Source organism: Methyloceanibacter caenitepidi, assembly GCF_000828475.1.
Taxonomy (GTDB): Bacteria; Pseudomonadota; Alphaproteobacteria; order Rhizobiales; family Methyloligellaceae; genus Methyloceanibacter; species Methyloceanibacter caenitepidi.
Genome location: NZ_AP014648.1, coordinates 525,344 through 544,061 on the forward strand (window position 1 = coordinate 525,344; position 18,718 = coordinate 544,061).

Consider the following 18,718-nt stretch of genomic DNA (forward strand, 5'->3'; position numbering starts at 1 on the left):
CGATGGGCGCCAAAGCTTTTACGAAAATTCGAGTGGGTTGCGCCGGTCCTCGATAACCTTCTGTGGAAGTTCGAAGTCCGCTTAACGCAGCCTTCACAGCCACCACGCATTCTCCTGACGAGTTTCGTCCAAGGAGATGGTCCATGATTCGACGCGCTGCAACGTACGTCTTCGCCGCTTCGCTTGCGCTGGCCACAACCCCGGCGTTTTCCTGCACCGGCATTAGTCTCAAGGCGCAAGATGGCGCCGCAATTCGTGGCCGTACGCTCGAGTTCGGCTTCCCCCTCAAGTCCAATGTGATTGCGGTTCCCGCCGGCCAGGAGTTCAGCGGCTCTCTGCCCGACAATGGCAAAGGGCTCACCTACAAGACCCGCTACGACATCGTCGGCGCGAACGCCTTCGATGAAACCGTGATTATCGATGGCCTGAATGACCAGGGGCTATCCATCGGTCTGTTCTATTTCCCGGGCTACGCGCAATACGCCGAAGCGACGTCGGACAACGCGTCCCGCACGCTTGCACCGCAGGATTTCGGCATGTGGGTGCTAGGCAACTTCGCCACGGTCGACGAGGTGAAGAAGGCGGTCGAGGACATCCTCCTAGTAGGAACGCCCATGCCGGGCCTCGGCAGCGCCAAGGGCATGCCGGCGGACGTCCACTTTTTCGTTCAGGACAAGACCGGTAAGTCCATCGCCATTGAGCCACGCGGCGGCGTGGTGAAAGTGACGGACGCGCCGCTCGGTGTCATGACCAACGCACCGACATACGACTGGCACATGACCAATCTGGACACCTACATCAACTTGTCCCCGAAGGATGTCGATTCGGCGAAGCTCGGCCCGGTTACGCTCGAATCAACCGGTTCCGGCACGGGTATGCTCGGACTTCCCGGCGACTTCACGCCGCCGTCGCGCTTCGTTCGCGCAGCCATGTTCAGTCAGGCCGCCGTTCCCAACGATAACGCCGAGGATGCGGTGTTCGCCGCTTTCCACATCCTGAACCAGTTCGACATTCCGAAGGGATCGGTGGTCAATGCATCCGTCGGGGGCGCTCTTCCTGAGATCACCGAATGGACCAGTGTCAACGACCTTCAGAATCTGCGCTGGTATTTCCGGACGCACCAGGATCAGAACATCCGCGTGGTCGACCTCAAGGAGGCGATCAAGGCTGCGGACGGCAAGATCTCCTATATCGAAATGGAGACCGCAACGCAGTCCGTGTCGGATGTGTCGGCCGACGCCAAGCCCGCGCCTGCGGGGTCGACAGACAAGTAGCGCGCCGTCGAGCGAGACCAAACATGAAGGCCCCGGGCGCATGCTCGGGGCCTTTTTTCTTCCGTTGTGGGCATATCGTTTCAATTTGAGACAATTTCGAAAGAAGTTTGCCGAAAGCGCCCCGCGAGGCGAGACAAGCCGCGATTCGGCGCATAGGATCGGCGCGGTTGGGGAAATTGTTCAGCGCACCATCATGACGTCTTCGCTTCAGAAAGCCTTTGTCAGGGGTCGTCTCGCCGGGGCTTGTCTCGGCAGGTCTTGGCTCACCAGCGCCTTGTTCTTGTCGCTCTGCCTGCTCGTCTTCGCGGTCCCCATTGCGCGCGCTCAAGACGCGCCGGACGATGCGGAGACCGCCACGGAGCAAACCGACCCGAAGAGCGATGAGGCGGAAGAGGCCCCTGCGGCGTGGGACATCGCGAAGCCGTGCGTGAACGTCCAGCATCCCTATCAAGCCGACGTCTGCCAGCAATCGCGCGCGGCGGACGCATCCGAGAGCACGGCGCGGCTGTCGCGGCTGATCATGCTGATCGGCCTGGTCGCCCTTGCGATCTTGCTCCTGATGCTTTGGCCCATTATCACCGCCGCGCTCGCGGCACGCCGTGCCGCCGAGGGCGGTGCCGTGCCGGCACGGTTGACGCCCGCGCCGAGGACAGGGGACCACGAAGCGGAACTGCGCGCCTATGTTGATGTAGACTCGCTCGAATTCGTCGAGACGCCGGAGGCAGACGGTGTCGTCAAGGTGAAGGTCACGTTCCGCAATTCGGGCCAGACGCCGGCGTTCAAGCTCGAAACCTTGGCCGAGATGGAGGTCGTCGACACTGCCGATGAAGCGGACCTGCCGGTCAAGGCCGTTCCCGATGACACGGCGCCGGCCTCGTCGCGTCCGCGCGTTGGGCGCGACGGAACCACGACGGTGATCGTGCAGTGCGATTCGACACCCAAGCTTGCCGACCGCGTGACGAATGGCGAAGCGACCATCCTCGTTTGGGGCGCGGCGGGCTACTACGATGTCTTCGACCGCCGCCGCCGCACGATCTTCCAATATTTCTGCAACGCGGAAACTCTGGACACGGGCGAGATGTTCCGGCCCATGGAGCGCGGCGACGAACTCGGCTAGGCGCCGAGCCTTCGACGGCGCCTCGTCCACAGCCGCCGATGCAGACCTCATTCTCCCTGCTTGAGCTTAGCTCATAGGCGCGGCACTCTAAGGCCGCGTGCCGCGCCTTCCACCGCGGCCGGGAGATCGCCATGACGTCCCGTTCGCCGCTGCCTATCACACAATCCACCGCTGAAAGCCGCGCCAACGTGCTCCAAGGGCTTCTGATCGCAGCCATCGTGATCGGCGGCCTGTATCTTGCGCAAGAAGTCCTGCTTCCGTTGGCGGTAGCGATTCTGTTGAGCTTCGTTCTCACGCCGCCGATGCTGGTTCTCCAGCGCATCAAGGTGCCGCGGGTTCTGGCGGTGGTCGTGGTCGTAGCCGTTGCGTTCTCCATTCTCGGTGGCCTCGGTTGGCTGATCTCGCACGAGGCAACCAAGCTTGCCGGCAATCTGCCGAGCTACCGATGGACGCTGTCGCAAAAGATCGATCTGGTGCGTGAAACCACGGCGGAATCGCAGGTTCTGAAAAAGGCCGGCGACGTCCTCGCGGAGCTCGAGAGTCAGTTGGACAAGCCGGCGGAGGTCGAGGGCACCAAGCCCGGCCAGGTCGAGGTCACGGAGGAGGACGCCGAACGAGAGCCGATACCCGTCGAGATCCGCGTGCCCGAGCCCACGGGGCTCGATCTTTACCGGTCGATTGCGGGCAAGGTCTTGCCGCCGCTCATGACGGCAGGCATCGTCCTTTTGTTCGTGGTCTTCATACTTCTGGAGCGCGAAGATCTGCGCGACAGGATCATACGCCTGTTCGGTGGTTCCGACCTGCAACGCGCGACGTCGACAATGAACGAGGCAGCGAAGCGGCTCAGCGGGTACTTCCTGCGCCAAGTTCTGGTAAACGCGGCATACGGAATATTCATTGGCATCGCGCTCGGGGCCGTCGGCATGCCGAGCCCCGTCGCTTGGGGCATCCTTGCGATGATGATGCGCTTTGTCCCCTATGTGGGATCTTACATCGCGGCCGCTATCCCCGTGCTGATTGCCGCTGCGATCGATCCGGGCTGGTCTCTCGTTCTCATCGTGATTGCGCTGTTCGTGGTGGGTGAGTTCACCATGGGGCAGATTGTCGAGCCGCTGGTGTATGGGCGCGGCACCGGCGTGACGCCGGTCGCCGTGATCGTCAGTCAGGTATTTTGGACCTGGCTTTGGGGGCCGGTGGGTCTCATCATCGCCACGCCCATCACCGTCTGCCTCGCGGTACTCGGCCGCCATGTGCAAGGCTTGAGTTTCTTTGACGTGCTGTTGGGGGACCGGCCGGCCCTGTCGCCGGCGCAGGGATTCTATCGGCACGCCCTGATCGGCGATGCAGCCAATGCGACCTACAAGGCCGAGCTCGCCCTCAAGGACCAGAGCCTTCTCACCTATCTCGATGATGTCGCGCTCGGCGGGCTTGGCATAGCCGAACGGGACCTGGCCCGCGGGGCGCTCGAAGACGAGCAGACCGAGCAGATCGCCGAAACCGTTGCAGAGATCCTCGAAAATCTCGACGAATACGAACCGAAGCGCTGGTTCTCGCGGCTGCGCCGGCACCTGGAAATGGTGGGCGCCGAGCCTGCCAAAGACGACGAGCCTGTCGACGAGCCCGAGACCGAGGACGCGCAGGTGGTCGATTCGAAGGACTTTCGACCGGGATGGAGTGTGGATACGCCGGTCCTGTGCATCGCCGGCCGGAACGGTCTCGATAAGGCCGCAGCGTTGACGCTGGGGCGCGCCCTCGAGAAGCGTGGCCTGAAGGCCAGCGTACTCGGCCCTGACACGCTGTCTCCCGGCATGATCGAATCTCTGTCGGAGACGAAGGCGAAGCTGGTGTGCCTGTCCTATCTCGGTTTCGGAGGCGGTCCGGTCGAAATTCGCTACATGGTTCGCCGCCTACGGCGCATCCTGCCCGACGGCACGATGATCCTCGTGGCCTATTGGAATCAGGAGAATGAGGGCGAAGCCGAGGCGGAACGCAAGCTCCTCGACGTAGTCAATGCCGACGGTTATGCCAACACGCTCCACGAAGCCGTGCGGTTCTGCGAGGACGCCGCGACCAAAAAGCCGCCTTCTGGATCCGAGGAATCGGCTCAAGCCAACGCCGCACCCAAGACAGTGCCAGCGGCCTAGGCCGGCGCGCGCGCGCCGGTGCGTGGTTCCCTGAACGCCAGTGCCATCACGCCGCCAAGAGCGAGTGCGGCAGCGAGGAAAAGGAGCGCGGCCGAGAAGCTGCCCGTCGCTTGCTTCAGCACGCCGACGATGTAGGGCCCTGCGAAACCGGCCGCGTTCCCCATGGAGTTGACGAGGGCGATGCCGGCGGCTGCGCCCGCGCCCGTAAGAAGTGCCGTCGGAAGCGCCCAGAACGGGCCGAAGGCCGCGTAGAAGCCGAGCGTCGCAATCGTCAGCGCGATCATGGTGGGAACGAGCGGGCCCGAGTAGGCCGACCAGGCGAAGGCGGCCGCTGCAAGGAAGAGGGGCAGGGCGATGTGCCAGCGCCGCTCACCCGTACGGTCCGAACGCCGGCCCCAAAACACCATAGCGATGGCGGCGAAGAGATAGGGGATCGCAGTGAGAAAGCCCACCGCCAGCGAGCCGAGTCCGAAGCCGCTGATGACCTGCGGCATCCAGAACCCGATGCCGTACAGCCCGGTGACCATGAGGAAGTACAGGCACCCCAGCGCCAATACGCGCGGGCGCGTCAACGCCGTGCGCAAGTCGGCGTAGCCGACGGCCTCCGTCTCTTTTGCCTCCCGGGCCAGCGCCCCCGACAACGCGGTCTTCTCTGCGTCCGTTAGCCAGTCCGCCTCGCTCGGCCGGTCCGTGAGCACCTTCAACGCGAGGATGCCGAGAATGATGGCCGGCAAGCCCTCGATCACGAACAGCCATTGCCAGCCTTGGAATCCGAGAAAGCCGTGCATCTCGAGCAGCGCCCCGGAGAGCGGCCCGCCGAAAACGGTCGCCAGCGGCACCGAAGCCATGAACAACGCGACGATGCGGGCGCGCTCGGCGGCAGGAAACCAGTAGGTCAGATATAGGATGATGCCTGGGAAGAAGCCGGCCTCGGCGATACCGAGCAGCGCGCGGGTCACGTAGAAGCTCGTTTCCGAGTGAACCAGCGCCATCGCGCAGGCGATAACACCCCACGAGATCATGATGCGCGCGATCCAGATCCGTGCGCCGAAGCGACGAAGGGCGAGATTGCTCGGGATCTCGAAGGCGATGTAGCCGAGAAAGAAAATTCCCGCGCCGAACCCATAGACCGCGGGAGAAAATCCAAGGTCCTCATTCATGTGCAGCGCGGCGAAGCCCACATTGACCCGGTCGAGGAAATTGACCGTGTATGCAAGACACAGAAACGGGATCAGACGCAATGTCGCCTTGTGGATTGCGGACGCAAGGGCATTGGCTTCGTCTGTCTGACGCTTCATCGAGGTCCCGCTTGGCGTATGCTGCTGGGAAGAACAGGAGTGATTCGACCGACACCCTAGAGGAGGGCCCGACCCATGGCTATTCCAGTGGACGCAGCTGCCGCGGCGCTTCGCGAGGCAATGCGCGAGACCGTGAAGCGTTACTCCCTTTGGTACCTAATTCAGGGCGTGTTGCTCGTCGTCGCGGGCGTGCTCGCGATCATCTCACCCGTTATCGCGTCCGTCGCGATCGTATCCCTGTTGGGGTGGGTGTTGATCATCAGCGGGGTGCTGCAGGCGGTCGGCTTGATCGGCGCCACCAACGTCCCGCACTTCTGGCTGCAGCTGATCTCGGCCGTGCTCGCGGTCCTGATCGGCGTGCTGCTGCTCCGCTCTCCCGAAAGCGGGCTGCTGGTGATGACGATGCTGCTGATCGTCTACTTCATGGTCGAAGGTATCGCGAAGGTCATCTTCGCCCTGACGATCCGCCCGTTCCCGAATTGGGGATGGGTGCTGGCAAGCGGCCTCGTCGGCATCGTTCTGGCGTTCATCTTGTGGGCCAACATGCCGCTGACGGCCAGCTGGGTCCTTGGGCTGATGCTTGGCATACTGCTCGTCAGCGAGGGGTCGGCGCTCACCTATCTCGCTTGGCAGGTGCATAAGGCTCCCGCGGTCAAAGACAGCTAGGGCGCGCTGCTCTCCTTCAGGAAGCGGTTGTAGATGTAGCCTTCCTGCGCCGTTTTGGGGTCGGCGACGCGGATCCAGTTGCCCTCGCGGCCAACCACGCGGAACTTGGCGCCTTTCGGGGCGACCTTGTCGGTGCCGGCGTTCGAGGAGGGGCCCTTGCGGACATTCACGGGGCTGGCGACCTCCATCCACTCTTCCTGCGCCGAGAGGCCGGCGGCCGCGCGCACAATCATCGTCAAGGGTCCTGGCTTCGGCTCCTCGTCGGAGGCCAGCAATTGCGGCCGTACCGAACTCGTCGGGACGGCGTTGTTGCTGGCAACGCGTTGCCGGTCGGCGCCGCCGCTGGCGTCTTGCGGGACCCGCGTTGCGGCGTGGGGGTTCTTGATGGGAGCGGAGACGCCGGGCGCCGAGATGCTGTGAGTCGGGCTCGCCGACGCCATGATCTCCGTCTGTTTGGGAGTGGTCTGCTCGTCGCCCCAGTGCTCCGTCAGTCTATGGAGTACCTTTTCCCGATCGGCGATGCCGAGGCCTGCCGCCGTCGCATACCATTTGGCGGCTTCCGCTCTGTCGGGTTTGATGCCCTGAACGCCCAGGCGAGCAACGATGTCGGGATCGTAGGTCGCGCCCAGCGCGAGAGCGGCTTCGCCGCTTCCGGCTTCCGCCGCCCGGCGGTAATAGGCCCGGGCGCCGGCGAGATAGCCCACGTCGATCATTTTCTGCCCGTGCGCCATCAAACCTTCGATGCGATCGGACTCCCCGGCCCGCACGGCGAACCCAGACGAAAGTGGGGGAGCCACATTAGGCCGGGCCGCCGTACGGACCTTGCCGTCTTCGTCCGCCGCGAGGGTCGGAGCGGAGAAGCGAGGCGGAAGGACGTCGATCGACAGTGCCGCGGATGCGCGCGGCGCAGTGTCCGTTTGCTTGACGAGGCCCGCATGCTGGAACATGCGGTCCAGGTCGAGATTGAAGTCGAGACCACCGCTACCCACGAGCCACATCATCCCACCCGCCAAGGCCGTCGCGGAGGCCAGTCCGAAGGCAGCCGCGCGCAAGAAGCGCCGAGGCCTCGCGACGGCCCGGCTTGAGGCCGGCGGAACGGGAGCTAGCAAGGTGGGATCTGCGGCAGCGGCGCGCTGCCGAACGGTGTCGGGTGCGAAGCGCCGCGCGAGCGAGGACGCGGTGTGGTCCGTATTCGCAGCAGCGAGCCTATGCTCGAACGGCGCGGCCGCATTGATCTCTTCCGCAAGCCGCAAGACGTCGTCCGGCAAGAACTCATCTAGAATGCCGTCCTGTTTCAGTACTGGCTGTGTCACTGTGACCTCCCTCTCAACATGCCGGTGGCAGTTGACGTTGGTTCAGTTCGACTGTTGGGCCTTGTTCCAGGCCTTGAAGGCGCGGAACAGCTTCTCCTGGTCCGCATCGGAGACAGAGTCGGGCCCCACGACGTCGCCGGCCTGCGTCAGGAACGCCTTGAAACTTTCGCGCTCGCGGGCTTCCGCGACGGCTGCCGAGCGGGCCGTGTCGATCCACGCTTGTGCTTGCGGGGCGCGTTGCCAGCCCTCGAGCGTCGCGGCGAAATTCACGTCCCGCCATTTGGGGTGGTTCGGTGCTTGCTGGAGCACGTCGAACCCCGAGAAGAAGCGGTCGACGAAGAGTTCGAGTTTTGCCCCAAGTTCCGCATTGTCCTTGTCGGCGAGCGCCACAAGTACGGCGCAAATCGCCACGGTATCGAGGCGCGCGCCGTCGTCGATCAGCACCGGGTAATCGTCATGGGTCAGGACGGCGGGATAGGTGTCGTCCTCGAGCCCCGGCGGGTACGGGACCGGCAGAAGTTTGAGGCCTGCATCCACCCCGATCTGCGCCAAGCCGGCGATGGGCGTCGTCCCGATGAGGATTGCGGCGTCGATCCCGCCCGACTTCAGCTTCGCTACCGCATCGGCCGGTTCGAGACGAGCTGCCTCGACCTCAAGCCCGAGCCCCTCGAACAGGATGGTCGCCGCGATTTCCGTGGCGCTTCCTTCCGGGCCGACATTCACCGTCTTGCCGTTCAGGTCCTCAATCGTCGTGACGTCCGCGCCGGCCAAAAGGTGCAGGTCTTCGTTGAACAGCTTCGCCACATAGACGATGCGATCCTTGATGGGTCCGAGCTCGCCCGTATCGGCATAGTGATTGAGTACGGTCGAATGGGTCACGCCCAGATCGACAGTGCCAAGGTTGAGAACGTCGCGGAGGGTTTGCGCCGGGCCCTGTCCTATCATCGGGACGGCCCTGAGGGACGGGTCGCTGCTGCCCGACGCCCTGCTGTTGATCATAGCCGCCATATCGCGAGCGACGACCGCGGTCCCGTCGAACGTGGTCCCGGACATGATCGTCACGGTACCGGCGGTCAGCGGGCTGCCGTCTTTGCCGGCGCCATTCTCGGCGCTGTTCGCGGCCCCGTAGGGGAGCAGCAGACACAGTCCGGCCAGGCCGAGGGCCAAAGCGATCCGCATGATAGTTCCCTCATTCAAACGTCCCCCGCGTCGAATGGGAAGTGATCGATTCGCATCTGTCAACAATAGATGAGAAAAAATCAAGATAAAAACGCAAGTATGACTGGAGTGTGGCGGAGAAAACGATAGTTAGACTGAAACAAGGCAATAGACGTCTGAATAAACGCAAACAAATTCGGGCGCGTGGAAAGATGTCCCGCACAATTTACTTGCTTCATTATATCAAGGCACACGCAGTATCGCCCGTGGTGCGGGCTACCGCATCATCAACGCGGGGGGAGCGAATTGGTTTCGTCTGAGGAGAGGACCGCCTAATCCGCGTCCATCTTGAGGGCGGCGATGAAGGCTTCCTGGGGGATGTCCACCTTGCCGAAGCTGCGCATCTTCTTCTTACCCGCCTTCTGCTTCTCGAGCAGCTTGCGCTTCCGGGTGATGTCGCCGCCGTAGCATTTCGCGGTGACGTCCTTGCGCAGGGCGCTGATGGTCTCGCGCGCGATGACCTTGCCGCCGATGGCCGCCTGAATCGGGATCTTGAACATGTGCCGCGGGATCAGATCCTTGAGCTTGTCCACCATGGCGCGGCCGCGCGCCTCGGCCCGGTCGCGATGCACGATGACCGACAGCGCGTCCACGGGCTCGGCATTCACCAGCATCGACATCTTGACGAGATTGCCCGCCTCGTAGCCGGTGATGTGGTAGTCGAAGGAGGCATAGCCGCGCGTCACCGACTTCAGGCGGTCGTAAAAGTCGAACACCACCTCGTTGAGGGGCAGGTCGTAGACGATCATCGCGCGGGCGCCGGCATAGGTGAGCGTCTTCTGCCGTCCGCGCCGGTCCTCGCACAGCTTCAGGACGGCACCCAGATGCTCGTCCGGCACGAGAATGCTCGCCTCGATCCACGGCTCCTCGATGCGTTCGATCTTCTGAGGCTCGGGCATGTCGGCCGGATTATGCAGCTCGACCATCGTGCCGTCGGTGAGGAACACGTGGTAGACGACCGACGGGGCCGTCGCGATGAGGTCGATATCGAACTCGCGCTCCAGCCTTTCGCGGACGATCTCGAGATGCAGGAGGCCGAGGAAGCCGCAGCGGAATCCGAAGCCGAGCGCGGCGGATGTCTCCATCTCGTACTCGAAGCTCGCATCGTTGAGCCGCAGCTTGCCGACGGCCTCGCGCAGATCTTCAAAGTCGCCCGAGTCCACGGGGAACAGCCCGCAGAACACGACCGGCTGTGCCGGCTGAAATCCAGCCAGGGGTTTGTCGGTCGGCTTTTTCTCGTCGGTCACCGTGTCGCCGACGCGGGTGTCGGCCACCTCTTTGATGGCGGCCGTGAAAAATCCGATCTCGCCGGGTCCGAGTTTGTCGCGCGCTTCCTTTTTGGGGCGGAAGATGCCGCAGCGGTCGACCTGATAGCCTGCGCCGGTCGACATCAGCCGGATCCGCTGCCCTTTCCGCAGCGTGCCGTCGATCACGCGGACGAGGACGACCACACCGAGATACGCATCGTACCAGCTGTCGACGAGCATGGCCTTGAGCGGCGCGTCCACATCGCCTTCCGGCGGGGGCAAACGCGTCACGATCGCCTCGAGCACATCTTCCACGCCAAGACCTGTCTTCGCCGAAATCTCGACCGCTTCGGAAGCGTCCAGCCCGATCACGTCCTCAATCTGCGCGCGAACCTTTTCCGGCTCCGCGGCCGGCAAATCGATCTTGTTCAGGACGGGGACGATCTCGTGGTCGTTGTCCAGGGCCTGGTAGACATTGGCGAGGGTCTGGGCTTCTACGCCTTGGGTCGCGTCGACGACGAGGAGCGATCCCTCGCACGCGGCCAGCGACCGGTTGACCTCGTAGGCGAAGTCCACATGGCCCGGCGTGTCGATCAGGTTCAGCTCGTAGAGCTGGCCGTCCTTCGCCCGGTAGTCGAGGCGAACGGTCTGGGCCTTGATGGTGATGCCGCGCTCGCGCTCGATATCCATCGAGTCGAGCACCTGCTCCTTCATCTCCCGCGCCGTGAGGCCGCCACACAGCTGGATCAGCCGGTCGGCCAGGGTCGACTTGCCATGGTCGATATGGGCAATGATCGAGAAGTTTCGAATATGGGAAAGGGGTGTCGGCGCACTCATGGACGGCTACGTAGGGGAGCAAACGGCTGTAGGTCAAGCTGGGAGTGATGCGCGCCGCGGCGCCTGTTAATTTGGGCGAAACCATGTGCGCGATTGCCGTAATTTTGCAGTTGTCTCGGCGTAGAAATTCCTCGATTGGAATGCTCTTCCGATCGTGGGGGATTCGGTCGATTCGCAACGTGTCCGGAGCCTCGCATCCAAACCCTGGTCTCGTTCCTAGAGACTGCCCTTGAGGATTACGTCTATGAATAAGAATGTCCTTCTCGCCACCGCTGCGGCTGCTCTGATTGCCGGCGCCACGCTTGCGTCCCCGGCCCAGGCCGCAAAGACCTGCCAGGAAGTGGCCAAGGTCAAGGCCACCAGCATGATGGAGCGCGTGAAGATCAAGCGCGAGTGCAAGAAGTCGATGAAGTCGGCCAAGGCCGACGGCGGCATGTTCTCGAAGCTGAACTTCCTGAAGGACCGCTCGTAGCAGCGCCGATCGATCGCGGATCGATTGACATCAGAAATGCAAGAAAGGGGCTCATTTGGGCCCCTTTCTTTTTGCCTGTTGGGGCGAGGTGCCGTGCCGATCCCGTCAATACGGAGGAGACTAGCGATGAAGAAACTCGTTCTATGTTCGATAGCCGCCGCGATGATCGCGGGTAGTGCGACGCTCGTTTCGGCCCCGGCCCCGGCCAACGCGGGTCCCAGCTGCGGTGACCGCGCGAAGTGGATGTACCCTCACGACAAGTGGTCGCGCAAAGCCTACAAGCAGGCTTGCAAGGATCGCCGCGACGCTTGGGAGGACCGCCGCAAGGCCTGGAAGAAGGCCCGCAAGCGGGGCGTCTGGATCGGCTACTAGCCGCACCGCCGGATAGACAAGCCAATGGGGCGTCGTGCATCTGCACGCGCCCCATTTTCGTTTCGGCCGTGATCGATCAGCTACTCTTGTCGCCCCAGATCTCGGAGAGACGCTGCGCGCGGCCGCAGCCCCATTTGTAGTACTTGTAGCTCACCGGATTTTTCGTGTGGTAATCCTGGTGATACTCCTCGGCCGCGGTGAATGTCGTAGTCGGCCGGATCTCGGTCTCCACCGTCTTGCCGAATTGCTCCTCAATTTCCTGCTTCGTCTTCTCGGCAAGCGCCCGTTCAGCATCGTCGGAGACGAACACGACCGTGTGGTAGGCGGGGCCCTTGTCGCAGAACTGCCCTTCCGCATCAAAAGGGTCGATGTTGTGCCAGTAATTGTCGAGCAGTTCCGCATAGGTCACTTTCGACGGATCGTAGGTGACCTTGAGGGCCTCCACATGGGTCTTGTGGTTCGCATACGTTGGGTTTTTCAGGGTGCCCCCCGCGTAGCCCGAGATCGTCTCCGTCACGCCGTCGACCTTGTCGAAGGCATCCTCCACACACCAGAAGCAGCCGCCGGCGAAAATGGCGGTCTTCGTCCCCGCCGCATCCTCCGCCATCGCAGTCTGGCCATGCATGGCGAGCACGAACAGCGCCAGGAAGGCGGCCGTTAGGCTGGCGAAAATCCATCGCGCGATCATTGAACGTCTCCAAATTGTTGTCTGTCTTGGACGATAAGGAGTCGCGCAGTGCGGCGGTAGAGACACTCGCGGTTGTGTGATTGGAAGTGAACCGGACCCAACCCTGCGGCCACAACGTGTTGGAAGTCCTGCCGCACCCGAGGTATTGAGAGGCATGCAGCAGCCCGTAACGCTATCCCTGGACCGCTTGGCCATGCGGCCTGCCTACGACGTGGTCGTGGTCGGGTCCGGCTATGGGGGCGGCATCGCCGCGTCCCGGCTGTCGCGCGCGGGCCAACGCGTCTGTGTCCTTGAGCGGGGCCGGGAGGTTCCGGTCGGCGGCTTTCCCGCGCGCCTGCCCGAACTGCGGCGCGAGCTTCAGGTCCACAGCGGCAAGAAGCGCTCCGGGTCCGGAACGGGCCTGTACGACGTTCGCCTGGGCTCCGACATCAACGTGGTGGTTGGGTGTGGCCTTGGCGGCGGTTCACTGATCAACGCCGGCGTCGCCCTGCGGCCCGATGCGCGCGTCTTCGCCGATCGTGTTTGGCCTGACGCGATCCGAGACGACGGCCTGCTCGACCTCGGCTTTGCTCGAGCCGCGGCCATGCTGCGGCCGGCGCGGTATGCGGGCGCGCCCGAACTCACCAAGTATCGGGCATTGGAAGCAGCCAGCGGTGTTTTCGGCAAGGCGCCGGTCACCGCGCCTATCACCGTGAGCTTCGACGAGGTGGTCAACCCCGCCGGGATCGCACAAGCCGCCTGCACGCTTTGCGGCGATTGCTGCTCGGGCTGCAATGTGGGTGCAAAGAACTCCGTCGCCGTCACCTATCTGGCCGATGCCAAGACCCATGGCGCTGAGATCTTCACCGAGCTTTCCGTGAGCCATGTCGAGAAGCTGAGCGGCGGCTGGCGCGTGCATTTCTTCTCGACCGGCGATGCGGGCGAGGCGTCCTCCGTCGATGCGAAGACGGTGTTCCTCGGCGCAGGGACCTTGGGCTCGACCGAGATCTTGCTGCGCTCGCGCGAGCGGGGACTCAGCACCTCCGACCGGCTCGGCATGGGGTTCTCGGCCAATGGCGACATCATCGCCTTTGCCCTGGGCGGTAAGAACCGCGTCAACGCGGTGGGCGTCGGCGAGCCGCCCAAGTTCAGCGAGGATCCCGTGGGGACGTCGGTGGCGGGCCAGATCGAACTGCCGGACGACGACGACCTCAATGCCAGCATGATCATCCAGGAAGGCACGATGCCATCCTCCGTCGCGCCGTTGCTGCCGGTGTTCTTCATCGCGGGCGGACGTCTGTTGGGCGCGGCCCAGAGCCTGATCAAGGGCGTCTATAAAGGCCCGCTCTCGCATCTGCAGAGCTTCTTCTGCGTATCGCACGACGAGGCGCTCGGCCGGCTCGTCCTGAAGGACGATGCGATCCAAGTCGATTGGCCCGACGTCGCTAAGCAGGATGTTTACGCGCGCGTCGACGCCGCGCTGACGAAGGCCGCGGAGTTCGTCGGCGGTCGCTACATCAAGAACCCGCTCGCGGCCACCAACATGGGCTCAAAGCCCGCGACCGCGCACCCGCTCGGCGGTTGTGGCATGGGCGAGACCGCCGAGAGCGGCACCGTCAATCACAAGTGTCAGGTCTTTGCGGGGCCACGCGGCGATGAGACCCATGCCGGGCTCTATGTCTGCGACGGATCTGTCATGCCGCGCTCGCTCGGTTGCAACCCGCTTCTGACGATCAGCGCCCTGGCGGAGCGCGCGATGGTTCAATTCGCGCGCGACCATAACCTAGGATTCGACACCGAACCGATTCGGCCTCAAGCCGAACTCGAAGCCACCGCCTAAGGGCCGGATACGGATGCGCCTTGCTGCCTGCACCACTGCCTTGTTCCTAGCGGGACTCGGCGTGTCGGTAGCCGTTGGCGCCAGCGGGCCAGCGCGGGCCGACATGCGCATCGGGCCCTGTGCGAATGCCGAGTACACGGCGTCGATCGGCGGCAGGCCAAAGCTGGCAAGCGCCTCTCCCATGAAAGGACCAACTGAGTTCACGCTCGTGCTGGCCGGCGATACGGGTTTCAATCCGAAAGGCGCACTGGTCGACCCAAAGGGCTTCACGAAAGACCGGCGCAGTCTCACGTTCGATCAGAGCCTCAGCGGCATCGCGGGCGAATTGGACGGCGACGTCGCCTTCCTCAATCTCGAAACCGTGGTGACGGACCGCAACGATTTGCCCCCGGATATGAAGGGGCAGACCGCGCCCTACAATTTCCGCAGCCATCCGGCCGGGCTCGACGCGCTCATCGGTGCCGGCTTCAACCTGTTCTCCCTCGCCAACAACCATTCCATGGACTACGGCCCAAAGGGTGCGGAGGAGACGCTGTATCATTTGGCCATCGCGAATGCGGCACAAGGGGATGGCAAAACCATCGCATATGCAGGCCTTGGCGCCGATTTCGAGGAGGCGACGCGGCCGGGCTGTCTCGATATCGAGGGCATGACGCTCGGCTTCGCGGCGACGGGGATCGTCACCGGTCAGCGGACCGAGCATCGCGCAGGAGAGGGCAAACCCGGTCAGGCTGCCTATCGCCGGCGTGGAGATTTCGAAATCGTCGTCAATCGGCTGCGTGAGATTCCGGCCGACTATCGGATCCTGTCGGTCCACTACGGGCTCGAAGGGCGTGTCGTGCCCGACAAGCGACAGCTCGACGACTGGCGGGACTTCGCCGCGCGCGAGAAAGGCATCGATCTGATCGTCGGTCATCACCCGCATGTGGCGCAAGGTGTCGAACGCGTCGGGGACTCGCTGATCTTTTACGGGCTCGGCAATTTTCTGCATCCGGGCACGGCGGAGATGAAGCGCTTCGGCATGTGCCGCGACTACGGCCTCATGGCGAAGGTGCATCTGGCCAAGATGAACGATGCGTGGACCGTCGGCGCGATCGAGGCCATCCCCATCGCGGACACCCATATCCGCCCCGCGCGCTTTACGCCCCAGGAGGGCGCGCGGCGGATCCATGCGCTCAACTATCTCGGGGCGCGGCTAGGGGATGGCGAGGGCGCGGAAGGCATCGTCTTCACGCCGCGCGACGATGGGACGGGGCTTTTTTGCGCGGACGGCGCCGGAGAATTTGGCGGCAAGATCGGCGCGCTATGCGCTGCTTGGACGCCCGCGCCGCCAATCCCCGCGCAACTCACTGCGACGCTGGCGAACGCGTGTGCGGACAAGCCCTTCTATGGCGCAGGGCCCAAGAAGAAGCGCAAGAGCAATTCGATTTTCGGGTTCGGACAGTTCTAGCGCTGATGCGGCTCTGGCGCTGACACAGCTTTGCGGGAAAACGAGGGCCACGAGCGTGGCCCTCGCGAGAGATCAAATGAGTGTTGGGACTATTTCTTTTTCGCCCGACCGGCCTTGGCGGCGCCCTGTCCTGCTTTGGACATGCTTCCCGCTGCGGGTGTGCTGGAACGACTTTTGGTCTGTTTTACCGGGGTGACGCGGCCTGTTTTGGCAGCGCTGGCAGATGCACTTGTTTTGCCCTTTGGCATTTGAGTTTCTCCATGAGAGATGCACCACGATCGGTGCATCGAATCGAAAAATTGATCCGAATCTGCGGGGAACGCAAGGGGAACGTGCAGGCGTGGAAGCTTTTGCACTTCAATAGCTTGGCGGCCCTTCGAGGGAGAGCAGCCTAGCGGAGCGTGCCGCCGGTGGTCTTGACGACGCTTGCGACGACCTTTTCGGCGACCGCGTCGATCTCTTCGTCCGTCAGCGTCTTGTCGCGCGGCTGCAGCGTCACCTCGATGGCGAGCGACTTTTTGCCCTCCGGCACGCCTTGGCCGGTGAACTCGTCGAACACGCTGACGCCTGAGATGAGCGCCCGGTCCGCACCGGACGCGGTTCGCACGAGAAGACCTGCGTCCGTGTCTGCATCGACGAGGAAGGCGAAATCGCGTGTGACCGCCTGAAGGTCGGAGGCATCCAGCGCAGGCTTAGCGGTGCCCTTGCGCTTCGACGGCGGCAGATTATCGAGATAGAGCTCGAACGCGGCCATGGGCCCGTCCGCATTGAGGCTTGCGAGCGTATCGGGATGAAGTTCGCCGAACACGCCGAGCGTCACTTTCGGCCCGAGCTTGATCTCGCCCGACCGGCCCGGATGAAACCAGTCCGGTGCGTCACGCGTGATCTGAACATTGCTCTGACTGAGGCCCAACGCTTCCAGTGCGGCGATGGCGTCCGCCTTCACGGTAGCCCAGCCGGCCTCGGGCGCGGCGCCCGACCAATGGCGGCCCGCGCCGTCGAGCGCGGACTGTCCGAAACGGACCCCGCTTGCGGCCGTGTACTGATCGTCTGGCTCAAGGCCGCGATAGGCGTTGCCAAGCTCGAACAGGGCGCCATCGGCGAAGCCGCGGTCCCGGTTGCGCTTGGCCGCACTGATGAGGCCCGGCAGGAGGCTCGGACGCATCTGGGACATCTCCGTCGAGATCGGGTTGTCCAGCGCGAGGGCTTCGTTACCGCCGCCGAAGAGCGTAGCCTCGTTTTTTGGGATGAAGGACCAGGTGACGGCCTCGACGAAGCCGCGGGCAGCGAGCAGCCGGCGTGTGGTGCGCGCCTTTTTCTGGGCAGGCGTGAGCACCGGCTTGGCGACGCCCGACAGGCGAGGCAGGGGCTCGGCCGGAATGCGATCGACGCCCGTGAGACGCACGATTTCTTCCACGAGGTCGGCAGGCATCGAAAGGTCGGGGCGCCAGGACGGTGGCACGGCTTTCAGCACGTGGCCCTCGCCTTCGAGCATGACGCCCAGCACTTTGAGTTTGCGTTCAATGCCGCGGTGAAGCAGCGAGAGGCCGCTCAAGCGGCCGATCAGCCGCAGGTCGAACCGGAAGGGCTTGTTGGCCTTCGGCGCGCCGCCGGCCACCGTGACCGTGCTGGGCTCGCCGCCGCAAAGGTCCAGCACCATGGCCGTTGCCTGCTCGATGCCGTGCTCAGCGGACTGCGGGTCGATCCCGCGCTCGAACCGGAATCGGGCGTCGGAAATGATGTTCAGGGTGCGTCCTGTGCGGGCCGTGCGCTTCGGATCGAAATAGGCCGATTCGATGAAGACATTGGTCGTCTCCTCGGTGCAGCCTGTCTCCTCGCCACCCATCACGCCGCCAAGGCCGAGCACCGCACGTTCATCCGCGATCACGCACATTTCGTCGTCGACCTTGTACGTCTTGCCGTCGAGAGCTTCGAAGCTCTCGCCGATCCTGCCGAGCCGGGCGTGCACGGCGCCGGCAAGCTTGTCGGCATCGTAGACATGCAAAGGCCGCGCACGATCGAATGAAATGTAGTTCGTGATATCGACCAGCGCGTTGATGGGGCGGAGCCCGATCGCTTTGAGCCGCGCCTGTAGCCAGGCCGGGCTCGGCCCATTCTTGACACCGCGCACGAGGCGGCCGGCGAAGATGGGACAAGCGTTCTTCGTTTCCTTGTCGAACGTAAGCTTGACCGGAACGGGATTGTCGAAGCGGCCCTTGACCGGTTTGACCGTGTCCTTCTTCAGCTTGCCGAGGCCGGCTGCCGCAAGATCGCGGGCCACGCCCCGGACGCCGAGACAATCCGGCCGGTTCGGCGTGATCGCGATATCGAAGATCACGTCGTCGAGGCCGAGTGCCTTCGCCGCCGGACTGCCCACGCGCGACTTCGCCGGGAGCTCGATGATCCCCGCATGCTCGTCGGAGAGTTCCAGCTCGCGCTCCGAGACCATCATGCCGCTGGATTCGACGCCGCGGATCTTGGCTTTGGTCAGGGTGAAATCGATGCCGGGGACGTAGGTGCCGACCGGGGCGAACACGCCCTTCATCCCCGCGTGCGCATTTGGCGCCCCGCAGACGACCTGCAGCGTCTCCTTGCCGGTATTGACCTGGAGCACCTGCAGCTTGTCGGCGTCAGGATGTTTCTCGGCGGTTACCACCTCGGCCACACGAAAATCCGCGAGCGACTTGGCGGGGTCGACGACCTCTTCGATCTCGAGCCCGATCAGGGTCAGCGTGTCGGCGATCTCCTCGACGGTCGCGTCCGTGTCGAGATGCTCTTTCAGCCACGACAGGGTGAACTTCAT

14 protein-coding genes are annotated in these 18,718 nt (G+C 63.7%); 8 read left to right on the forward strand and 6 right to left on the reverse strand.

The features are described 5' to 3' along the window. Positions 1 to 143 precede the first annotated feature (143 nt). From GL4_RS02455 to GL4_RS02465, 3 genes are all read left to right on the forward strand, one after another. On the forward strand, positions 144 to 1,274 hold the full coding sequence (locus tag GL4_RS02455) for a linear amide C-N hydrolase (RefSeq protein ID WP_045364159.1): 1,131 nt from the start codon (positions 144 to 146) through the stop codon (positions 1,272 to 1,274). A 193-nt stretch (positions 1,275 to 1,467) separates the two neighbouring features. Next, complete coding sequence (locus tag GL4_RS02460) at positions 1,468 to 2,391, forward strand: hypothetical protein (RefSeq protein WP_156137355.1); 924 nt, start codon at positions 1,468 to 1,470, stop codon at positions 2,389 to 2,391. Positions 2,392 to 2,522: 131 nt separating this feature from the next. Beyond that, positions 2,523 to 4,535, forward strand: a complete 2,013-nt coding sequence (locus GL4_RS02465; RefSeq protein WP_045364165.1) for an AI-2E family transporter — start codon at positions 2,523 to 2,525, stop codon at positions 4,533 to 4,535. On the opposite strand, the gene GL4_RS02470 is transcribed toward GL4_RS02465, so the two are convergent. Beyond that, complete coding sequence (locus GL4_RS02470) at positions 4,532 to 5,833, reverse strand: MFS transporter (protein WP_045364167.1); 1,302 nt, start codon at positions 5,831 to 5,833, stop codon at positions 4,532 to 4,534. The two genes, GL4_RS02465 and GL4_RS02470, sit on opposite strands and share 4 nt — an antisense overlap. A gap of 75 nt (positions 5,834 to 5,908) precedes the next feature. Here GL4_RS02470 and GL4_RS02475 point away from each other — a divergent pair, with 75 nt between their 5' ends. Next, entirely contained in the window at positions 5,909 to 6,499 is a 591-nt protein-coding gene (locus GL4_RS02475) for an HdeD family acid-resistance protein (protein ID WP_045364170.1), read from the forward strand. On the opposite strand, the gene GL4_RS02480 is transcribed toward GL4_RS02475, so the two are convergent. The 3 genes from GL4_RS02480 to lepA all read right to left on the reverse strand — a co-directional run bounded on the left by GL4_RS02480 (position 6,496) and on the right by lepA (position 11,114). Continuing rightward, positions 6,496 to 7,812, reverse strand: coding sequence for an SH3 domain-containing protein (locus GL4_RS02480; protein WP_156137356.1), 1,317 nt, complete (start codon positions 7,810 to 7,812; stop codon positions 6,496 to 6,498). The two genes, GL4_RS02475 and GL4_RS02480, sit on opposite strands and share 4 nt — an antisense overlap. Positions 7,813 to 7,854: 42 nt before the next feature. Then, the gene (locus tag GL4_RS02485) at positions 7,855 to 8,991 is read right to left on the reverse strand and encodes a TAXI family TRAP transporter solute-binding subunit (protein WP_045364176.1); all 1,137 of its coding nucleotides are present in this window, start codon (positions 8,989 to 8,991) and stop codon (positions 7,855 to 7,857) included. Between the two features lie 311 nt (positions 8,992 to 9,302). Next, positions 9,303 to 11,114, reverse strand: a complete 1,812-nt coding sequence (lepA, locus tag GL4_RS02490) for a translation elongation factor 4 (protein ID WP_045364179.1) — start codon at positions 11,112 to 11,114, stop codon at positions 9,303 to 9,305. A gap of 244 nt (positions 11,115 to 11,358) precedes the next feature. Between lepA and GL4_RS02495 the strand changes: the two genes are divergently transcribed. Further along, positions 11,359 to 11,586 carry a hypothetical protein gene (locus GL4_RS02495; RefSeq protein WP_045364181.1) on the forward strand — a complete coding sequence of 76 codons (228 nt, stop codon included), beginning with the start codon at positions 11,359 to 11,361 and terminating at the stop codon, positions 11,584 to 11,586. A 126-nt stretch (positions 11,587 to 11,712) separates the two neighbouring features. Further along, positions 11,713 to 11,958 carry a hypothetical protein gene (locus tag GL4_RS02500; protein ID WP_045364184.1) on the forward strand — a complete coding sequence of 82 codons (246 nt, stop codon included), beginning with the start codon at positions 11,713 to 11,715 and terminating at the stop codon, positions 11,956 to 11,958. A gap of 76 nt (positions 11,959 to 12,034) precedes the next feature. Here the strand turns inward: GL4_RS02500 and msrA are convergent, their stop codons facing one another. Next, positions 12,035 to 12,646 (reverse strand): peptide-methionine (S)-S-oxide reductase MsrA, encoded by a 612-nt coding sequence (msrA, locus tag GL4_RS02505; protein WP_197539056.1) that lies wholly within the window; start codon positions 12,644 to 12,646, stop codon positions 12,035 to 12,037. A gap of 154 nt (positions 12,647 to 12,800) precedes the next feature. Between msrA and GL4_RS02510 the strand changes: the two genes are divergently transcribed. Beyond that, on the forward strand, positions 12,801 to 14,465 hold the full coding sequence (locus tag GL4_RS02510; protein WP_052464065.1) for a GMC oxidoreductase: 1,665 nt from the start codon (positions 12,801 to 12,803) through the stop codon (positions 14,463 to 14,465). Between the two features lie 181 nt (positions 14,466 to 14,646). Then, positions 14,647 to 15,915 carry a CapA family protein gene (locus tag GL4_RS02515; RefSeq protein ID WP_172653276.1) on the forward strand — a complete coding sequence of 423 codons (1,269 nt, stop codon included), beginning with the start codon at positions 14,647 to 14,649 and terminating at the stop codon, positions 15,913 to 15,915. Between the two features lie 391 nt (positions 15,916 to 16,306). Here GL4_RS02515 and pheT read toward each other — a convergent pair whose 3' ends face one another. Next, positions 16,307 to 18,718 (reverse strand): phenylalanine--tRNA ligase subunit beta, encoded by a 2,412-nt coding sequence (pheT, locus tag GL4_RS02520; protein WP_045364190.1) that lies wholly within the window; start codon positions 18,716 to 18,718, stop codon positions 16,307 to 16,309.

Coding starts and splice junctions, on each gene's coding strand:
- GL4_RS02515 (WP_172653276.1), top strand. CDS start 14,647: ATGAAAGGACCAACTGAGTTCACGCTCGTGCTGGCCGGCGATACGGGT.
- GL4_RS02495 (WP_045364181.1), top strand. CDS start 11,359: ATGAATAAGAATGTCCTTCTCGCCACCGCTGCGGCTGCTCTGATTGCC.
- GL4_RS02455 (WP_045364159.1), top strand. CDS start 144: ATGATTCGACGCGCTGCAACGTACGTCTTCGCCGCTTCGCTTGCGCTG.
- pheT (WP_045364190.1), bottom strand. CDS start 18,718: ATGAAGTTCACCCTGTCGTGGCTGAAAGAGCATCTCGACACGGACGCG.
- msrA (WP_197539056.1), bottom strand. CDS start 12,646: ATGATCGCGCGATGGATTTTCGCCAGCCTAACGGCCGCCTTCCTGGCG.
- GL4_RS02500 (WP_045364184.1), top strand. CDS start 11,713: ATGAAGAAACTCGTTCTATGTTCGATAGCCGCCGCGATGATCGCGGGT.
- GL4_RS02485 (WP_045364176.1), bottom strand. CDS start 8,991: ATGCGGATCGCTTTGGCCCTCGGCCTGGCCGGACTGTGTCTGCTGCTC.
- lepA (WP_045364179.1), bottom strand. CDS start 11,114: ATGAGTGCGCCGACACCCCTTTCCCATATTCGAAACTTCTCGATCATT.
- GL4_RS02470 (WP_045364167.1), bottom strand. CDS start 5,833: ATGAAGCGTCAGACAGACGAAGCCAATGCCCTTGCGTCCGCAATCCAC.
- GL4_RS02465 (WP_045364165.1), top strand. CDS start 2,523: ATGACGTCCCGTTCGCCGCTGCCTATCACACAATCCACCGCTGAAAGC.
- GL4_RS02510 (WP_052464065.1), top strand. CDS start 12,801: ATGCAGCAGCCCGTAACGCTATCCCTGGACCGCTTGGCCATGCGGCCT.
- GL4_RS02460 (WP_156137355.1), top strand. CDS start 1,468: ATGACGTCTTCGCTTCAGAAAGCCTTTGTCAGGGGTCGTCTCGCCGGG.
- GL4_RS02475 (WP_045364170.1), top strand. CDS start 5,909: ATGGCTATTCCAGTGGACGCAGCTGCCGCGGCGCTTCGCGAGGCAATG.